Raw genomic sequence first — 17955 nt, 5'->3', positions numbered from 1 at the left:
GGGTGGTGCCCCGCTTGTGTCGCTATGTTCATAGGGTTGCTGTTCGTATGCCGGGTAGATGTGGAGTGAAGTGCGATGCACTGGGATCAGATGGCTGCCACACCTGAGGACTTGCGTACTCGGACGACGCGGCTGCGCGGTGGTGCAAGCCAGACCGTCGTCTTGGAGTCGATCCTCGCGGTAGCGGACGGACCATGGCTGGGCGACCTGGATGTCGACGGCCGCGGCACCGCCGAACTGCGTATGCACCTAGCGGGCTGCTGCCGGTTCGCCGCAGTGGTGACCAGTGCCGGCAAACTCGGCGAAGTCCGAATGACCGACGCGGGCGGCGAGCGCACCCTGTCGACCAAGCTCGCGAACCGCCGCGGCTGGGACACCGAAAAGATGCCCAAGCCCCCGAGCTGGCTCGACTACGCCCTGAACTGGGTCAGCACTGCCAGCCTGTCCGTGGACCGCCGGGCTGTCATCGAATGGCGCCTGACCGGCGCCGACCGCAAGCTCGCCGGCATGGACGACACCATCGAGAGCATGCGCGCGAGCCTGCACGAACGAGAACATCTCCGCGCGCAGCTGGCCGCCGAGATCGCCGCTCTGCGCGCGGAAATGGACTCCCTACACCAACCCGCGCTGTAGCTCCACCATCGTGGCTGTTCACTCGACGAAATTCGAATTCGCAACAACCGGTTAGTAGTTCGCGGTTTTCCGGTGTTCACAGGTAATCGCTGTTGCGGCGCTGAGCGAATCGGCCAACCTGCTGCCGGGCGAACGCACTGATCTGCCGATCACGTGATGTCCGTAAGTGAGACGTCGTGCCCGCCGGGCCGCTTACCCCAGTCAGATGGCGGTCGCGTTCTCGGGCGTGCGTGACGGCGCCGATCGACCCATCGCCGCGGTAGATGCTGTCGTGGTGAGCCGCCCCGGTGGACCGGGCAGCCAGGTAGGTGGCGAGCCGGTGACGACGTACCTGCGCCCGGTCATCGGCCGACCGCGGGCTCGGAGAGATCCTTCCGAATCGACCCTCATCACCGCGGAATCTTCCTGGCCCATGGTCGGATACAGCCGCACAACCGCGACCATCAGGCTGGCCGAGCTGGCTGAAACCAATTTTTTGGAATGTTCGATCCAGATAAGGTAGCGTCCGGTACATGGGCAGGGCGAAAGAATTCGATCCCGACGCTGCACTTCGGACGGCGATGGATCTGTTCTGGCGCCAAGGCTACGAGGCGACGTCGATGCAGGATCTCGTCGAGCACCTCGGGCTCGGCCGGGCCAGTCTCTACGCCACCTTCGGCAGCAAGCGGGAGTTGTTCCTGCGCGCGGTCGAACGCTACGTCGAAGACACCCGGGCGGGACTGCTCGATCAATTGTCCACGCCGGGCTCGGCCCTGGCTGCGGTGAAGACGCTGGTGCGCTGGTACGCGCACTCCGCGCTGGCCGATCACCAGTACAAAGGCTGTTTCATGACCAATACCGCGGTGGAACTGCCCGCCGACGAGGATGTCGGCCGCCTGGTCGCCACCGGCCTGGAAGGCATGGAAACCGTACTGACAACCGCGCTTCTGCGGGCCAGGCGCGAAGGGGAGCTGCCCGATCGCGACCCGGTCGCCGTGGCGCGATTTCTGGTCACCCTGCTGCAAGGCGTCCGCGTCATCGGCAAGACCGCACTGCGCGAGCGCTTCCTCGACGACACCCTCGAGGAAGCTCTGGCTTTCCTCGGCTGAAGACTTCGCACCGCTCATCGCCCTAACGCATGTCTCTTTTCTGGACCAATCATTCAATTAAAGGAGCGTTTCGATGGTTTCGACCACCGTCCCCACCGATGCTGAACTGGCCGCGTCGCTGGAGGGCGAATTCGCGAGTCGGCACGCCCAGGTCAACGGCACACGTCTGCACTACGTCACCGGCGGCAACGGCGACCCGTTGATCCTGCTCGGTGGCTGGCCGCAGACCTGGTGGCAGTTCCGTAAAGTCATGCCCGCCCTGTCCCCGCACTTTCGAGTGATCGCCGTCGACCTGCGCGGAATGGGCGGCTCGGACAAGCCCGAGGACGGCTACGACAAAAAGACCATGGCCGCCGATATCCATGCCCTGATCGGCCATCTCGGCCACGAGTCGGCCTTCGTCGCCGGACACGACATCGGAGCCTCGGTCGCCTACCACCTGACCGCCAATTTCCCCCGGGCCGTCCGGAAGCTGGTCACCCTGGATCTGGGCGTGCCGGACGAGTCGTGGCTGACCATCCCGATGCTGCCCGCCAGTGACGAGCAGGTCGCCGCACTGCAACACGGCCGCGGCGGCTATCCCTGGTGGTTCGGACTCAATCAACTCCAGGAGCTGCCGGAGCGGTTGCTCGACGGGCGATTCCGCCTCCTCATCGACTGGCTCTACGGTCACATGCTCGTCGACCAGGGATCGGTGTCGGAGGATGCGCGCCGCGTCTACGCCCAAGCCTACGATTCGCCGGAGGCGATTCGTGCCGGCAACCGCTGGTACCAGACCATGCGCACCGACGTCGCCGATCTCGCCACCTACGCACCGGTGGACGTACCGATTCTGACGCTAGCCGGCGAGGACACCTACCCCCTTCTGCTCGCGCAAATGGCAGACAAGGGTTCCAACGTGCGAGTACTCGCGGTACCGGGCAGCGGTCACTACATCGCCGAGGAGCAGCCCGAATTCATGGTCCGCGAACTGCTGTCGTTCTTCGGCAGTACACCGCGTTAATCGCCCGGTTACGCAGGCGCTCTGAACCTCGGCTTCGAACGCACTGTACTTGTCAGCGACGTCGGATGTGCGGATGAATATCGCTCAGGGACAACGCAATACCGGACATTCGCGACCACTTTCGGGATGGCGGTTCGAGCTACCGTCGGCCGGATTGATCCTGCGCTTGAAGCTCGGCGCCGAGGCCAACGCCAGCGACCGGGTCGAGGTACTGGCCGCGTGCCCAGCGGCCCCGGGTCTCGTCCGCAGTCGAGGCCGATGCTGTACACGAATACGGGCGGGCGGGAGACTCAACGGCGAGCCCTCTCCCGCCCGGCGGCAGCACCGGCGCGGTGAGATCAGCCGGTTGAGAAACGCGCCGGGCTATCGAGCATCATCGCTTCGCCTGCTATCCGCTGGGCATTACCCCTTCTGGTTTTTCGGATGCTGGGGAGGGTCCGAGTCCGAGGTGGCCTGCGAGGATGGCTATCTGGTCGGCGAATCGTTCGAGGAATTCGGTTGAGCGCGGGTCGGTGTTGCAGACACCTTCGATGATATGCGGCAGCGTGGTTGGTGCCATCGTCGCGGCCATCAGCATGATCACCAGGCATGCGGGGTCGAGATCTTCGGGCAGGCGACCTGCTTGCTGCAGGTCGCGCAGTTCGTCGATGCTGTCGGCGAAGGGGCGAGTGTCCGACGGCGATTCGGATGCGGTATCGCGGTTCCCGCGGTATTCGAGCCCGTTCCAGGCCAGCAGGCGCACCCCGTCCGGGTTGTGCAACGCCTCCAGTGCATAGCGGCGCAGTTGTTCGGGCAACGGCGCATCCGGCGAGACGAGCGCGCCCTGGCGCTGCTGCCACTGTTGCGAAATCGCTTGATAAAGGCCTTGTTTGCCGTCGAAGTAGTAGGAGATCAGCTGCACGTTCACTCCGGCGCGAGCGGCGATCGCGCCGATCCGGGCCCCGGCGTACCCGTGTGCACCGAACTCGGCCATCGCCGCGTCCAGAATCAGCGCACGCGTGCGTTCAGGATCGCGTTGGCGCTCCTGGGGGGCGGGCGACCGGCGGGGTTTGGACGCGGACATGCCGCTGATCATACAACCGGTCAGCACTATCAAATAGATGGTTGTCAGATTCAAATGAATGTTTGACACACGGTTGATGCGCGGCGGATCATGAAGTCACGGATCCGGCCGACGGGCGGCCGTAATTCATACGGGAGATCGAAATGTCAGTCAGGACAAGAGTTCTCATCGCTGGCGGTGGTGTCGGAGGCTTGACTCTGGCGCAGACGCTGCACCACGGGGGGATCGACGTAGCCGTCTACGAGCAGGACCCGACGCCTCGCACGCGTAACCAGGGCTACCGCATCCACATCGACCCGACCGGCAACGCCGCCCTCGCCGACTGCCTCACACCACAGGTGCTGGATCTGCTGCGCCGCACCAGCGGACGCAACGGTGACCTGGTGACCACGTTCACCACCGACCTGCAACGAGTATTCGCCCAAGAATTCCCCGACATCCCCGACGCTCAACTCACCGCCGTCGATCGCAACACTTTCCGCCAGGGGCTGCTCAACGGCCTCGATGAGATCGTCGAGTTCGGGCGCTCGGTATCGGGTTATCAGGTGCTCGACACCGGCCGGGTCAGGGTCGAGTTCCCCGACGGCAGCAGCGACGAGGGAGATCTGCTGATCGGCGCGGACGGTGTCGGATCGACCATCCGCCGCCAACTGCTGCCCGACGCCGCGGTCGACGACTTCGGGCTGCGCTGTATATACGGCAGAACGACCCTCACCAGCCCATTGTCGCCCGAGGAATTCGAGCGTGGACTGTGCTGGATATCCGCCGACAGCACCTGCGGTGCCGGATTCGGCACCGTGCGCTTCCGCACCCCCAGCGAGGAACGGCCGGACTACCTGATGGTCACCCTGGTCGCGACCCCGCACCGTCTCGGCGTCACCGACGAGGTGTTGTTCGGCATGTCGTCGCAACAGCTGTGGAAACTGTCGGCCGACACCATCGCCGACTGGCACCCCGTCATCGGTGACGTCTACGCCCGCTCCGATACCGATACGTTCTTCCCGATCACATTCCGCATCAGCGGGCGGATACCAACCTGGGAGCCCGGCCCGGTAACCCTGCTCGGCGATGCGATCCACACCATGCCGCCCACCGCCGGCGCGGGTGCGAACACGGCCCTGGCCGACGCCGCCACTCTGGCCGGTGAAATCCTTTCCGCCGCAAGGGGCGAGAAGACGCTGACCGAAGCTGTCGCCGCGTACCAGGCAGTCATGCTGCCCCGCGGCCGCCAAGCCGTCGACAACTCCCGGCACATGGCCGCCCGCATGTTCACCGACTGAGGTGCCCGGCGCGAACCCGTGCACCCGCAAGACATCCCGCAGGGTCACGACCCGCTCCGGTCGGCCGGCCATCAGCACAGCGCCGCCCGGCGGGCGGTAGTAGGCGGTATGGGCGGGGGTCCTCGGCGCCGAGAGGGGCGGCCCACGCCAGGTCCGCGACAGTCGGCGACCAGTTGATCCTCGGGCCATACAGCTGCCGGCGTCGGCCGGTCGGCGAGGCGCTGATCGTGGGCGACGATGGTGCTGTCGCCCACGGATCGACGCAACGACTGAAGCCATGCGCCGTTCAGCGCTGTCGAGCCGACCATCAGCCAGACGCTGTGACGAGGTAGCTGATAGTTGCTGCACCGCAAGCGAATTCGGCCCCGAAGACCTGGTATGGGAGATGCACTGATCTGTCGGTTGCGCAGCGGTGGCAGTGGATCCGGCTACCGCGTTGGGCGATCCACTGCAGTGCGTTAGCGAGACGCCAGCCGAGCGTGACCGCCAGAAATCATGACAGTCAGCCTTGCATCTACGTATACATATGCTTATAGTGAGTTTATAACGACTTCCAAGATACTCAAACGCCTTCTACCGCAAGGGAACTGAGCATGAGCGAAGCTCTCCACACGATCACCACGCTACCGACAGCGCGTCAGCCCGGCTGCCCGTTCGACCCCCCGGCCGAGCTGATCGAGGCCCGTCGGCAGGGCCCGATCAGCCACTACACCTTCCCCGGCGGAAAACCCGGCTGGCTGGTCACCGGACACGACCTCGTCCGGTCCATCCTGTCCGACGCGCGATTCAGCTCACGCAAGGAGCTGATGCTCCACCCGACCATCGACTACTCGGGCTTCGAGATCCCACCGGCACCGCCCGGTGAGTTCCTGCTCATGGACGAGCCGCAGCACGGGCGTTATCGGAAACCGCTGGCGAGCAAGTTCACCGCACGGCGCATGCGACTGCTCACCGAACGCGTCGAGCAAATCACCGCCGACCGGCTCGACGCCATGGAAAAGGCCGGGCCCCCGACAGATCTGTTGGCGGCGTTTGCCAGACCCATCCCCGCCATCCTGATCTGCGAACTGCTGGGGGTGCCCTACGAAGACAGGGCCTCCTTCCAGGACAACGTGGAGTCGTTCATGGGCGGGGAGATCAGCGACGAGGACCTGATGGCGGCGGTTACCGCGACGTACGAGTACCTCACCGAGCTGGTCGCCGCCAAGCGCGCGAACCCTACTGACGACGTGCTCAGCGAGCTCACCGACACCGATCTGACCGATGAGGAACTACGGGGCATGGCCCTGGTTCTGCTGGCGGCAGGGTTGGACACCACCGCGAACATGCTGGCGCTGGGCACCTTCGCGCTTCTGCGCCACCCAGACCAACTCGCCGCGCTGCGCGCCGATCCCGCGCTCACCGACCAGGCAGTGGAGGAATTGCTGCGGTATCTGAGCGTCGCCAAGACCTCCATGAGAACAGCGCTGGAAGATGTCGAGTTGGCCAGCCAGACGATCAAGGCCGGGCAGGTGGTGATTGCGTCGTACCACGCCGCCAATCACGATCCCGACCGCTTCGCCGATCCCCACGTGTTCGATATCCACAGGCGGGCCGGCGGACACCTTGCCTTCGGCCACGGCGCTCACCACTGTCTGGGAGCGCAGCTCGCCCGCGTCGAAATGCGCGTCGCGTTCCCCGCCCTGATCAGCAGATTCCCCACACTGCGCCTGGCCGTATCGGCCGACGAGGTCGCCCTGCGCCCGGAAACCGCGGATATCTTCGGGGTGAAGAGCCTCCCGGTCACCTGGGACGTGTGACCGCGGATCCCTGCTGCCGAACAGGGCAGGGCGGGAATATCTCGACGAGTTCTGGAGGACCTGGAACTTCCTTGCAGGCCGACGGCGAGGTCAGCCTCTCGATGTTCGAAGATCTCGCCGACCGGTTCGAGCAGGCCGCGGTCCAGGGAACCCCGGTCCGCGAGATCGTCGGGCCGGACCCGGGCCAATTCGCCGGAACACTTGTCCAGAACTACACCGACGGCGGCTACGTTTCCGCCCGGGTACGCAAGAAACTGATCGAGGCCATCGCGCACGCCGAAAAACAGAGCGCCCGCTGACGGCGTCGTCACCCGACGTCCGGTAATGCCCCCGCTTACAAGGCTGTTCGGACCGGCCGGGCCGCGGCCGGCTGAACGCACCATCATGCCGATTATGTGTTATTCGCTCCATCGCGGGAGCCTAGAGAGTTGGGGAGTAGGTCCGTTAACCTGCCCGGCTCGGCTGCCAGTTCCGCCGTTGGGCAGCCATTTTGATACGGTTTCGGGTCCATCCTCTCGCATGGAAGGAGCGACCGTTCGTGGCGTCCACTCCCGCTGGCCACGCCCGTGGTCGCAGTGTGTCGAGGAAACCCGCAAAGTCCAGTCGCCGGGATACGCGAGGCAGGCCCGAGACGCGCCAGCGGCTACTCGACGCCGCCTTCGACGCGATTGCGGAGATGGGTTTCGGTCGAGCCCGCCCTGAGCATGTGTGTGAACGCGCCGGCTATACGCGGGGGGCGTTCTATTCCAACTTCACCTCGATGGACGAGTTGTTCCTGGCGATGATGGGCCGCGAGGCGACGCGGTTGATCGCGGTGACGAGCGCGGCCTTCGAAGAAGAACCGGCGACTGAACTCCGTGAGGTCCGCCAGATCGTCGAGCACATGCTGAACGCGGCGCCCTTGGACGGCAAGTGGTTTCGCATCTATTACGAATTCAGCGCGCATGCTCTGCGCAACCCCGAACTGCGCGCCGTCATCGCCGAGCAAATGCGATCGATCAGTGCGGCATTCATCCCGGTCCTGCAAACACTTCTCGCTCGCGCCGGACGGGTAGTGACCGACCCGCAAGCGCTGGGAATGGCATTTGCCGCAGTACACGAGGGCACCGCGACGCAATGCCTGATGGAGCCTGACAATGCCGCCGTCCGGGAGCTACGGGCCGACTTGTTCACGCGCGTCGTTCTGTCCTACAGCGTGCCCGACGAACAAGCCGACCGTACCGCCGGCTAAGCCACGCCTTCCATTCTGAACCCCCTCCAGCTCTTATAACCCCAGCTCAGAGCTGCGTTCCTGGGGCGCGCCGCCAGGTCGCGAATCGGCGTTCAGCCCGCGTTCTTAACGATTCACTTTTGTATCGAACCTGTTGAGTATAGCGATACACTAGTGTATCGTTCGCGCAGTGATCAGCATCACTCCTGGTCAACGGTGTGCTGGTCGTCTCAACCGTCTCCGCTCCGAACACGCATTAGGAATCGACGATGAACCCTTGTGTCAGTCCTGCCTTCACATCGCCAGCAACAGATCGGCATCGTCGAAAGGTGTTCTCCCGTCCGCGGTGGGGCCGGTTCGGGGCGTGGCTGGGGGTGGTCGCGCTGGCGTGCGGCGCGGCCAGTGGTGGCGCGACGGCCTCGGCCGAGCCGGTGATCCATGGTGGCCAGTACCCGGTCACCTTCGATGTGGGCACGGCCATCATTCCGTTCTTCTTCCCCGAACAGGTGCCGCCGGGCGCGAATGATCCGACCTGCAGACTCACTCCCGAGCGTCCCCGTCCGGTGATCCTGATCAACGGCACCGGTGTCAATCAGGCAGCGAACTGGCGGCTCGGTGCGCCGTTGCTGCGCAACAACGGCTACTGCGTGTTCACCTTCAACTACGGCAATCCGAAATGGATATCGGAAATCCCCGTCCAGGCGGTCACCGATATCCGCGACAGCGCACGCGAACTCGCCGCCCAGGTCGACAAGGTCCGCGCCCTCACCGGCGCCGACAAGGTCGACCTGGTGGGATCCTCACAAGGCGGCGGGTTGCTGCCTAACTACTACATCAACATCGCCGGTGGTGACCGTTACGTCGACAAGCTGATCGGGCTCGCACCCAGCAACCATGGCACCACCGCCAACGGTCAGGTCTTCCTGCGCAAGTCTTTTCCCCCGCTCGGGGGCGCCGTCTACGGCGTGCTCGAAGCGCTCCTGCCCGTGCTGACCCAGCAGATGATCGGGTCGGATCTGATCAAGCAGACTTTTGGGCAAGGCGATACACGCCCCGGCGTCACCTACACCAACCTGGTCAGCCGATACGACGAGGTCGTCACGCCCTACACCAACCAATTCCTCAACGGGCCCGACGTCTCCAACATCGTGCTCCAAGACAGCTGCCCAGACGACTACAGCGATCACATCAGTATCAACTTCAACGAACGCCCCTGGCGGTTCGTCCTCAATGCCTTGGACCCCGAGCGCGCCACCCCGGTGCCGTGCATACCGCAGGGGTTCCTCTTCCCAGGCATCAATTGAGCCAGCCCGTGTGCCGCGCGAGTCCGGAAAAGGCAGCGGCTCTGCTGCATACACGTCCAGATAGACACTTTGTGGAGAAGTCATGCCAACCCTAAATCGAACCCTCGCCGGTGCCTGCGTGAGCCTGGCAGGGGCAATTCTGCTCGCACCCAGCGCCTCTGCGGCCCCGGCCTATCACGAATACGTCGCCCTCGGGGATTCCTGGTCCGCGGACTCGACGTTGTCGAACATCTCGACCCAGCACGTGCCCCTGGGGTGCGGCCAGAGCGCCGGCAACTATCCCAAGCAGGTCGCGGCCGCGCTCTCAGTGGCGGTCTTTCGAGACGCGACCTGTGGCGCGGCCACCACAGTGCATATGACTACACCGCAGCGACTGCCGGGCTCGACCAATGCGCCGCAATTCGAGCGGCTCACGCCCACCACCGACCTCGTCACCGTAGGGATCGGTGGAAACGACGCGGGCCTGGCCGAGGCCATTACCTCCTGCCTCACGATGGATCCGACGGCGTCGCCGTGTCAAACCTCCTGGGTGCCCGGCGGAGTCGACGCCATGTCGGCCAATATTCGTGCCGCCGAACCGGCGGTGATCGCCGTGCTCAACGGAATCAAAGCCCGCGCACCACACGCCCGCATCCTGTTGCTGGACTACCTCAAATCTGTCGGCGAGCGTGGATGTTTCGCCAGTATCCCGATCTCCGACACCGATGCCGCATGGATCGGTCGCAAGAAGATCGAACTCAACGCGATGCTCGCGCGCGCCGCCGCGGCCACCGGTGTCGAACTGGTGGACACCTACTCCACCAGCGGCGGGCACGACGTGTGTCAGCCGCCCGGGACTCGCTGGGTCGAAGGATTGATCCCGATGTCGCAGAACCCGCCGGGACCGGCAGTGCCGTTTCACCCCAACCAACTCGGCGCCGATCACCAAGCGAGCAGCGTACTGGCCGCGCTCGGTCAATGATCCGATCTCGTTGTCGAGCGCCGAAACTTGACGTTGGCCGGGGTACGGCAGCAGGCGTCGCATGCCCCTGTCGGTGGTCGCCTCGACAACGGACTTCGAGTCAGACATCTGCTCCGATGAGCCAGTGATTGGTCAGGTTCTCAGTTCGAACGAGATCGCGGCGCGCGACGACGATGACGAGATCAGCGAGGGGAGCTCTCGACATTCGTCGCAATGTCGCAGACACAGCGCATGCCCCATTCCAGATCGACCTGCTCGGCGAAAGCCTTTGCCCCGCAGTCCCTATGAAAGGAAGCTAATGACCCGCACCTACCTCGTCACCGGCAGCGCCTCTGGAATCGGCGCCGCGACAGTCGATTACCTCCGTGCTCGAGGAGCCCACGTGATCGGTGTCGACCGACATAAGGCCGACATCGCCGTCGACCTCGCTACCAACGAAGGCCGGGCGGAATTGGTCGCCCGAACCCGCGACCTCACCCACGGGAAACTTGACGCAGTCATCGCCTGCGCCGGTGTGGGCCTGCTGGATCCAGTCACGATGAAGGTCAACTACTTCGGCGCCGTCGCGACTCTGGAAGGGTTGCGGCCACTGCTGGCCGCGGGCACCGACCCACGCGCGGCCGTGGTCTCCTCATTCGCCGCGCTCCTGCCCTCCGACCCGCAGCTCGTCGAAGCCGCTCTCGCGGGTGACGAGAGCACGGCAATCAAAATCATCGAAGAAGCCATCGCACAGGGCGACTCATCGTTCAACCCCTACTCCTCGGCGAAGTACGCACTCAATTGCTGGGTTCGCAGACAAGCGATCACCGAGCAATGGGCCGGCGCCGGCATAGCTCTCAACGCCATCGCACCCGGCACGACCGTCACTCCGTTCATTCAAGCCATGCTCGATACCCCCGAAGGGCAAGCCCAGATCGATAGCAGCGTCCCGATGCCATTGAACGGTCACGCCACTCCCCAGCAGGTCGCACCGCTGTTGTCCTGGCTGACCTCCCCGGAGAACACCCACGTCACCGCCCAAATCATCTTCATCGACGGCGGTGCCGACGCGGTCGTGTGCGGCGATCGGTCCTGGTAGGACGCAGCTTGCATTCAACGGCTTTGGCTCGGTCGTGGAGTCGATGACGGCGGCGTCGAAATCACCAAGGGCGCGGGCGTCGCTCTTGAGATAGCGGCGGAAAGCTATATCGAGATGAGCGCTCGCACCCGCGTCATTGTGCCGCGCCAGGGAGCCGGGCATGGGCGCATTGCCATGACTCAGATGTCCGGTAATGCCGCTTACAAGGCTGTTCGGCGCGGCGAGGCAGGGCTGGGTGGTGCACGCTGATGCCTGACTGGTCGGCAGGTCCATCACTTGCCGGAGGCGACACGATCACCTGGCAGTTGGAAGCTTCATGCCAGAGCACTTGGCCGTCGACATGCTCACCTCGGGCGGGGAGCGGGGCGCCCTGGGGCAGGGCTGTGATTCGCAGAAGGCCTACAGCATTCGGCGCTTGATCAAGGTCGATGAAGACACCAAAAGGCTGTCGCCCGATCACCGTGCCCGTCACGGAGCTGCCGACTGGCAGTAATTCCACCGTGGTCGGCCACGCACGGCGTGCTCTTTGTCCCAACCCGTCGTCCTCAGGCCATAAGTACTCATCCACCGCCCGATCATGACACTCCCGAACTGCTGCTGTCGCGGCACGTATGGGATGTGAGAGCCCTATGAGGCACATCCGATAATGCCGCTGGTCGCGCGTTGGTCAGCCGTTCAAATTGATTGGCTGGCAAGGCTTGCCGCCGCGCTGTAATGCCGATGGTCGAGTCTTCAGGACCGCTCGACTACGCAGCGGGCATGTCTCCGAGTTGGTCGACCGCGGCATCACAGGTCCGGGATGGCAGAAGTGCGGTCGCCGTGATGGAGTGGGTCCGTGGCGAAGAGCAACACCGGCCCCGTGTCCTACTCGGCCAAACTACAGTTGACCGTGGACGGAGAGGTTGTCACCGACCACGGCGAACTTACTGAACGCCAATACCTTTGGCTGTTCGCCAAGAGACCGGGAATGTACATCGGCCGGACCACGCTGCGGGGCGTGACCAGCTTCCTCGACGGTTATCACTACGCCGCACACCGATACGGTGGAGCGGGCTTGAGCGGCTTCCGCGAGTGGCTGATGAGCAACCACCAGGTAGGGGTGAACCTCATCTGGTGGGCCCAGATCGAGCAGATCGCGCTCCCAAGCTGGGATTTACTCACCGATCTGACGCCCGAGCAAGAAGCACACATCCTCGAGGTCCTGTTCGATCTGCTTGATCGATTCCTCATCGAACGTGACAACGAGACGTCCAGCATCGAATTCGTCCGTGTACAGGATTGATCGAACGGCTCGAGGCGGCCGATGGTCAACCAGTCGTGTTGATCTGGGATCCGTTGAACGTCCGCTCCTGCCGCGTGGCGGGGATTCTGCGCGGCCAGACACCAACTGCGACTCAGCACATCCGCTCTTGCCGAGTTGCGGATGGTACCGCGGACAGCGCGGACCGCCGTTTCAAATACCTCTCGTCCGAACTGGATCGGTCGCCGGTTGTGCTGGCAGACTTCGTGATCGGGAATCCCACCGTCAGCTTGGATCCGCATAGTCACTGCAGAGTAGATCGGCATGTGTGCGATCGTGTCGTACATGGATGAAGGGGTGAGGTCGTCGGCGGCAGTACAACGGCCCTTGTTGGTGATTGATACCAATATGGTATTTACCGATCGGACACTGCAGTCGCCACCCTGGAAGGCCTTAGCCCTCGCGGTTGCGGCGGGGGAAGTTGAGGTCGCCTTCCCGGAGGTTGTAGTGCGGGAAACGGCACGGCACATGTACATCGCTGCCAAGGACGCCCGCAAGGAGCTGGAGACGGCAATCAAACTGATCGAACAGAACTTGGAGGACTCGGACCTCGCTGATGACTGGCCCGTTCTATCGAAGCTCCCGAGGATCCGCGAGTTGCGCAACTCCGAGGGGCTCAATCAAGATCGCGCGCGCCAGCAGTTTCGGGAGCGGTTGGCCAGCATGGGTTTTGGTACTTCACCGATACCAGCACCACCTCATGAGCTGATCGTTGAATGGTCGTTGCGCTCGCACCCCCCGTTCGATGACACCGATAAGGGGTATCGAGATGCTCTGATCTGGTGGACCTTCATCGAGATCGCGAAGGCCGACCGTGGGCGGTGCGTGGTGTTTGTGAGCAACGACAACGACTGTCTCACGAAGGGCGAGTCAACTCCGAAGCCAGAATTGGCGGAACACCTGCATCAGCTTGGCCTGACGGCTGCTCGATTCGCGCGCCAGATCGATGAAGCTCTCACAATCGCTCAGCGCGGTACCCAGGCTGAAGCCGCGGCCGCAGAGCTGCCCATGAGTCAAGTGCTTGCGCTGCTTCAACAGCCGATGGAGGACGCATTGATGAACCTTCTCGGGACCGCGCTTGAGAGCGCAACGCCTGACGGTGGGTACGAGGAGTTGATCGAGGGTGCGCGACTGATCCCGGGCATCGAGTCACCGACAGTGTCCTCGATCGAAATTCCCGAAACACTGTTCCAGTCAACACGAGACGGTTACAACGGCAGTGCTCTCATCGGGACGGGCCGCACCGCTGAGCTCATGCTCGGCTACGAAGGATTTCTGTACAAGTCCGACTTCTACGCGCTGAGTGACGATGAATTGGATCAGGTGGCAGTCCAGGATCCCGACTGGAACAAACACATGATGGAGGTCGCTGGCTACCTAAACGTGGTCGCCGAGTTCTCCTTCTCGATCGAGCCAGTGGACGAACGCGTGCTCGCGGTCGAAATAACCCGTGTGCGTTTGGCTACAGACCAGGACGAACCGGTCCTTCTGTAGTTTTTCGTCAAGGCCCGAACCCGACCGGACCTGTCGACCAGCGGGTTTGTCGACCAACAGCCCGCTGAGCGCCTCCGTGGCTCAGTCCGGCGCCGCGGTGAACGCCCGCACATCAAACGTAAGACGTTCTGCATCACATCGGTACTAGCTGACTTGAGCGCCGGCGAGTAAGCGGTAATGCCGCTGCGCGGGCGACCGCAAACGCCCGCTTCTGCCGAGTTGAGGGCGTTTCCGACACGCAAGATACTGCTGCCGTGCAGTATCGTTCGCAGTCGATGCGCCACGACAGCGGCATCTTTTCCGGGGGTATGGCTCGGCTCCCGCCGAGCCAACCTGATACCCGGTGTGAGAGTCCGGCCCCGCGGCGATCACGGACTTCGGGCTCGTTGGGCACACGATGGCGGAGGACTCGGCGGCTCCGGCACGAGCTCAACCTTATCGGCAGAGTTGCGCCTCAGCACGACGACTCGGTCCCCAAATGATTCACGCCATCGCCGAGCAGGGCATGATCACGCGGTTGCGGCGATATGTCCAGTCCCCTGACCAGCGGTATCCGAGAGAGCGTTCGGACGCTAGAGTAATTGATGCAATATCTTGACGGACGAGATGCTAATTTTGACGAGCTGTCAATCACCCTGCTCGCACGGTCATGGGAAACGGAGTGGCTGGTGCGTTCATCTGCGCGGTGCGAGTGAACTATTGGTAGCTGAGTTTGGTCGCTGAGGCTGCGCACTGCTCGTTCGGAGGTCCCAGCTTAGATCACGGAGTCAACTGCCAATGGACAAAGACATAACCTCCAAAGCGGACGTACCTTCACAGCTGTCAATATCTCAGCTCGAAACATGGAAAAGTCAGGGCTGGATAATAATCGAAAATTTGTTTCCTCTATCGAGGATAGCGTGCGCCGCCGAAGAAATTTGGCTAGAGCTGCCATCTCCATCCCAGATTGCCTCGAATGATCATTTGCGAGAGAAAGTTTCGGGCGAGTTTTCAGGTATGGCCACCTTTCCATTCAAAGGGTTAGAACTCTGCCATTTAGCCACTGATCCTGCAATTATGTCCGTTGCCTCACAACTGCTAGAGACGACCGCGGTGCAACTATATCAAGCGCAGATTTGGGCCAAATACTCAGGCGTCGCGAGGTATGAACAGACGCACCACCGGGATTATGCAAAGAATACGGCATTCGGGCCACGATTGGCGGACGGTCGCTGCGAGTTTGTCGGCATGTTCGTCTTTCTTGAGGACGTATGCCAAGCTAATGGCCCGACGGCTCTCGTGTCTCGCGAGATTTCAAGCCGCTATCCACTTGAGCCGGCACGTTTTAGCTGCGACGAGGCTCCTGCTCTCTACGATAACGAGGTATTGGCAGTAGGTCCTGCGGGCAGCGTCCTCGCCTTTGCAGGCGACGTATTTCACCGGGCAACAGAGTTGGTAGGTATCCATATAACCAGGCGATCCCTCAAGTTGGCGATCAAGGATATCCAAGCAACTTGGGTCACTTACTATCCCGGGCTACGCGTCGGACATGAGCCCGAATGGTCTAATTTCGTCCGCGAAGCAAGTGTCGACGAGTTAAAGCTGCTTGGAATGCATCGCAAACTGTACGAATACTATGATGAGCTCCTTTCACGGTACGGAGTCTGTGCGTGGATGGAAACATGGAGGTCTGATGGCAACGAACAGCAGGGGTGAACAGCGCAGTGCGCACCCGGGCATTCTCCCCGAACGAGAAGTCAAGAAGTTGTGCGATACCAACTTAATTACCCGGTCAAACAACACTCCGGTAATCACTCGTCAGACGACGGTCGAGCTTCACGCTAGCGAGATCGCTTGGTTTGGAACTCGGTCACCAGTTGAGCGACGGCATGTTACGACCGACGGGAAAATCACCATCAACTCGGGGGACATCGTGTCCCTAGTAACACTTGAATGCCTAGCTTTCCCAGGAGATCTGTGTGCGACAATCTTTCCCCGTGGACGACTCCTTGCGTTGGGATTGTGGTCGTCGGCTACCCATGTTGACTTTTCGTTTCGAGGGCATCTTCGAATCATATTCATTAACCTGGGGCCACACACGCTGACTATCCCTGTCGGTGAGCCAATCGGCAGACTTGAGATTACTCGCCTGGGTGAGACTGGTACGTCCGGATATCTTGGCGTGAATTCTGATCTAAGGAATGCCAATAACCAGAGCGATTACTTGGTCGCCGGTACCAACTCGACTGCCCTAACTGCGCAGAACGGCACTCTTACCCTATGGTCGTTTGCGGAAAGATTGGCGCAGACGGAACTGCGACAGGAAGTCATCCTTAAGTCAATGCGTCGGCGGCGCAAGTTTTTCACCGTAGGGGTTGTTCTGATATTGATCGGACTCCTGGGTCTTCTAGGCTGGGCAAGCTGGAAATTGATCAGCCAGTTTCTCGATAGCAAATTCGGCGCAAGCTTTGGCGCGAGCTTCCTAATGATATTTGCGTCAGCACTCGTTGCGTACCTAGCAAATAGATATAGACCGTCACTTGTTTCCTGGGTGAATCTACAGGAGGCAGAGGTTGAATCAAAATCTTAATGTATACTGGCGAGTTGCCTAATGAATAACTCTGCTTACCTAAAGATCCGCCGAACACGCAAGCTTGCCCACGCCCGCGCGAATAGCGTGCCTAGAGATCTTATGAATGCTCTGAATGTAGTTCAATGGCTTGATGGGGAAACACTCGGGAGCGGAAATGTTGCCAGCGGTCGTGGATTTTCGGCGACAATGCGGGACTACGAGTCCATGTGGGGCAGGTCAACTGTAGTAACGGACGCTCGGGTGGCTCATGACAGAGCTGGAGAATCTCTATTCGACCGCCGGCCTTGGTATCATGCCACTTGTTCCGCCATGATAATAAATCCAACTGCACGTAAAATGCTGTTAACGCTGCATCATAAGTATCATACATGGCAGCAATTCGGAGGCCATCCAGATGGTGAGCAGGCGCCAATTTTGACCGCTCACCGAGAGGCTTTAGAGGAATCCGGCCTTAGTGATCTAAAATTTTTTCCGACGCCAATCGACGTGGACATTCACGATGCCGAATGTCCTCTAGGTTGTTCGAACAAGCACATAGATGTTTGCTTCGCTGCAACGACGACGAGTCTTGAGGCCAGGGTATCTCCAGAGTCAGACGCTCTGCGATGGGTGACCATCGAGGAGGCTGCGGAGATGGACGCTACTGACCGCGTTTTGCTGCTTGGGCTGCTCTCCTTCGGGTTGGCCGGCATCCAAGTCTGACAGAAGGGACCCAATGGCGGGTCCCGTCAGTCGGAGACTGCTTCCACCGCAAGATCCCTCTTAGAACTAGAACTAAGCGGGTCTTGTTCATGTTCTCCATCCGCGCTCTGCGCGACCGGCCAGCTGAGACCTGCGGCCATCGCGTTTGCAAGGCAAGGCTGATGCCGCCGGGCAACATCCTGTAATGCCGCGTTGCGCGCATTGGTCGGCTGTCCAAACCGGTTGAGCCAGAGGCTTCCAACACGCGCTACTCCCGCTGAGCGTTTGCTGGATAGAGCCAGTTCGGCGTCCGCAAAGCAACAAGACCGCGAGACCCGCTGGGCGCGGTCCGCAAACGGTCACACCGACGCACTGTAATGCGGCTGAGCGTTTGGTAGGGTGGCCGCCGCGCATTCGAAGTAGTTGCAGGTGCTCGGGCAGCAGCCGCGACGCGACGGTGCGGATCAGGTGCCCGCCGAGGCTGATGTG

Annotated in this window: 18 protein-coding genes; 17 read left to right on the top strand and 1 reads right to left on the bottom strand. The window is 62.0% G+C overall.

Going from position 1 to position 17955, the window contains the following annotated elements; translation table 11 throughout:
* Positions 1–90: 90 nt before the first annotated feature.
* From BJ987_RS26825 to BJ987_RS26810, 4 genes are all read left to right on the top strand, one after another.
* A complete protein-coding gene (locus tag BJ987_RS26825) occupies positions 91–633 on the top strand; it encodes a hypothetical protein (protein ID WP_209895372.1) in 543 nt (180 codons plus the stop codon).
* A 205-nt stretch (positions 634–838) separates the two neighbouring features.
* Positions 839–1135, top strand: a complete 297-nt coding sequence (locus BJ987_RS26820; RefSeq protein WP_209895370.1) for a hypothetical protein — start codon at positions 839–841, stop codon at positions 1133–1135.
* A 10-nt stretch (positions 1136–1145) separates the two neighbouring features.
* The gene (locus BJ987_RS26815) at positions 1146–1721 is read left to right on the top strand and encodes a TetR/AcrR family transcriptional regulator (protein WP_209895368.1); all 576 of its coding nucleotides are present in this window, start codon (positions 1146–1148) and stop codon (positions 1719–1721) included.
* Positions 1722–1794: 73 nt separating this feature from the next.
* Positions 1795–2724, top strand: a complete 930-nt coding sequence (locus BJ987_RS26810) for an alpha/beta fold hydrolase (RefSeq protein WP_209895366.1) — start codon at positions 1795–1797, stop codon at positions 2722–2724.
* A 388-nt stretch (positions 2725–3112) separates the two neighbouring features.
* Here BJ987_RS26810 and BJ987_RS26805 read toward each other — a convergent pair whose 3' ends face one another.
* Positions 3113–3787, bottom strand: a complete 675-nt coding sequence (locus tag BJ987_RS26805) for a TetR/AcrR family transcriptional regulator (RefSeq protein ID WP_209895364.1) — start codon at positions 3785–3787, stop codon at positions 3113–3115.
* A gap of 191 nt (positions 3788–3978) precedes the next feature.
* On the opposite strand from BJ987_RS26805, the gene BJ987_RS26800 reads away from it, so the two are divergent.
* From BJ987_RS26800 to BJ987_RS38265, 13 genes are all read left to right on the top strand, one after another.
* Positions 3979–5067: an FAD-dependent oxidoreductase gene (locus tag BJ987_RS26800; RefSeq protein ID WP_209895362.1), complete on the top strand. Its 1089-nt coding sequence runs from the start codon at positions 3979–3981 to the stop codon at positions 5065–5067.
* A gap of 593 nt (positions 5068–5660) precedes the next feature.
* Entirely contained in the window at positions 5661–6866 is a 1206-nt protein-coding gene (locus tag BJ987_RS26795) for a cytochrome P450 (RefSeq protein ID WP_209895360.1), read from the top strand.
* Between the two features lie 101 nt (positions 6867–6967).
* Positions 6968–7165 carry a DUF1048 domain-containing protein gene (locus BJ987_RS26790; RefSeq protein WP_209895357.1) on the top strand — a complete coding sequence of 66 codons (198 nt, stop codon included), beginning with the start codon at positions 6968–6970 and terminating at the stop codon, positions 7163–7165.
* Positions 7166–7404: 239 nt separating this feature from the next.
* The gene (locus BJ987_RS26785; protein ID WP_307869770.1) at positions 7405–8097 is read left to right on the top strand and encodes a TetR/AcrR family transcriptional regulator; all 693 of its coding nucleotides are present in this window, start codon (positions 7405–7407) and stop codon (positions 8095–8097) included.
* A 308-nt stretch (positions 8098–8405) separates the two neighbouring features.
* Positions 8406–9380: an esterase/lipase family protein gene (locus BJ987_RS26780; RefSeq protein ID WP_307869769.1), complete on the top strand. Its 975-nt coding sequence runs from the start codon at positions 8406–8408 to the stop codon at positions 9378–9380.
* Positions 9381–9462: 82 nt separating this feature from the next.
* Complete coding sequence (locus BJ987_RS26775) at positions 9463–10341, top strand: SGNH/GDSL hydrolase family protein (protein ID WP_209895351.1); 879 nt, start codon at positions 9463–9465, stop codon at positions 10339–10341.
* 61 nt (positions 10342–10402) lie between these two features.
* Positions 10403–11419, top strand: coding sequence for an SDR family oxidoreductase (locus BJ987_RS26770; protein WP_245366138.1), 1017 nt, complete (start codon positions 10403–10405; stop codon positions 11417–11419).
* A 316-nt stretch (positions 11420–11735) separates the two neighbouring features.
* Positions 11736–11912, top strand: a complete 177-nt coding sequence (locus BJ987_RS26765) for a hypothetical protein (RefSeq protein WP_209895349.1) — start codon at positions 11736–11738, stop codon at positions 11910–11912.
* Positions 11913–12254: 342 nt separating this feature from the next.
* Positions 12255–12701 (top strand): hypothetical protein, encoded by a 447-nt coding sequence (locus tag BJ987_RS26760; RefSeq protein ID WP_209895347.1) that lies wholly within the window; start codon positions 12255–12257, stop codon positions 12699–12701.
* Positions 12702–13004: 303 nt separating this feature from the next.
* Positions 13005–14213 carry a PIN domain-containing protein gene (locus tag BJ987_RS26755; RefSeq protein WP_209895344.1) on the top strand — a complete coding sequence of 403 codons (1209 nt, stop codon included), beginning with the start codon at positions 13005–13007 and terminating at the stop codon, positions 14211–14213.
* Between the two features lie 777 nt (positions 14214–14990).
* Positions 14991–15908: a phytanoyl-CoA dioxygenase family protein gene (locus BJ987_RS26750; protein ID WP_209895342.1), complete on the top strand. Its 918-nt coding sequence runs from the start codon at positions 14991–14993 to the stop codon at positions 15906–15908.
* A complete protein-coding gene (locus tag BJ987_RS38270; RefSeq protein ID WP_372446894.1) occupies positions 15829–16782 on the top strand; it encodes a dCTP deaminase domain-containing protein in 954 nt (317 codons plus the stop codon). The genes BJ987_RS26750 and BJ987_RS38270 overlap by 80 nt, the downstream gene beginning before the upstream one ends.
* A gap of 21 nt (positions 16783–16803) precedes the next feature.
* Positions 16804–17487 carry an NUDIX hydrolase gene (locus BJ987_RS38265; protein WP_372446893.1) on the top strand — a complete coding sequence of 228 codons (684 nt, stop codon included), beginning with the start codon at positions 16804–16806 and terminating at the stop codon, positions 17485–17487.
* Positions 17488–17955: the final 468 nt, after the last annotated feature.

The sequence above is a fragment of the Nocardia goodfellowii genome (assembly GCF_017875645.1).
GTDB classification, from domain to species: Bacteria; Actinomycetota; Actinomycetes; order Mycobacteriales; family Mycobacteriaceae; genus Nocardia; species Nocardia goodfellowii.
This window is presented reverse-complemented; position numbering and strand designations above follow the sequence as displayed.

Bases quoted from the DNA above. Each gene is read 5' to 3' on its own strand.
- BJ987_RS38270 (WP_372446894.1), top strand. From the start codon at position 15,829: ATGATGAGCTCCTTTCACGGTACGGAGTCTGTGCGTGGATGGAAACAT.
- BJ987_RS38265 (WP_372446893.1), top strand. From the start codon at position 16,804: ATGAATAACTCTGCTTACCTAAAGATCCGCCGAACACGCAAGCTTGCC.
- BJ987_RS26795 (WP_209895360.1), top strand. From the start codon at position 5,661: ATGAGCGAAGCTCTCCACACGATCACCACGCTACCGACAGCGCGTCAG.
- BJ987_RS26775 (WP_209895351.1), top strand. From the start codon at position 9,463: ATGCCAACCCTAAATCGAACCCTCGCCGGTGCCTGCGTGAGCCTGGCA.
- BJ987_RS26750 (WP_209895342.1), top strand. From the start codon at position 14,991: ATGGACAAAGACATAACCTCCAAAGCGGACGTACCTTCACAGCTGTCA.
- BJ987_RS26810 (WP_209895366.1), top strand. From the start codon at position 1,795: ATGGTTTCGACCACCGTCCCCACCGATGCTGAACTGGCCGCGTCGCTG.
- BJ987_RS26820 (WP_209895370.1), top strand. From the start codon at position 839: ATGGCGGTCGCGTTCTCGGGCGTGCGTGACGGCGCCGATCGACCCATC.
- BJ987_RS26825 (WP_209895372.1), top strand. From the start codon at position 91: ATGGCTGCCACACCTGAGGACTTGCGTACTCGGACGACGCGGCTGCGC.
- BJ987_RS26815 (WP_209895368.1), top strand. From the start codon at position 1,146: ATGGGCAGGGCGAAAGAATTCGATCCCGACGCTGCACTTCGGACGGCG.
- BJ987_RS26790 (WP_209895357.1), top strand. From the start codon at position 6,968: ATGTTCGAAGATCTCGCCGACCGGTTCGAGCAGGCCGCGGTCCAGGGA.
- BJ987_RS26805 (WP_209895364.1), bottom strand. From the start codon at position 3,787: ATGTCCGCGTCCAAACCCCGCCGGTCGCCCGCCCCCCAGGAGCGCCAA.
- BJ987_RS26765 (WP_209895349.1), top strand. From the start codon at position 11,736: ATGCCAGAGCACTTGGCCGTCGACATGCTCACCTCGGGCGGGGAGCGG.
- BJ987_RS26755 (WP_209895344.1), top strand. From the start codon at position 13,005: ATGGATGAAGGGGTGAGGTCGTCGGCGGCAGTACAACGGCCCTTGTTG.
- BJ987_RS26770 (WP_245366138.1), top strand. From the start codon at position 10,403: ATGCCCCTGTCGGTGGTCGCCTCGACAACGGACTTCGAGTCAGACATC.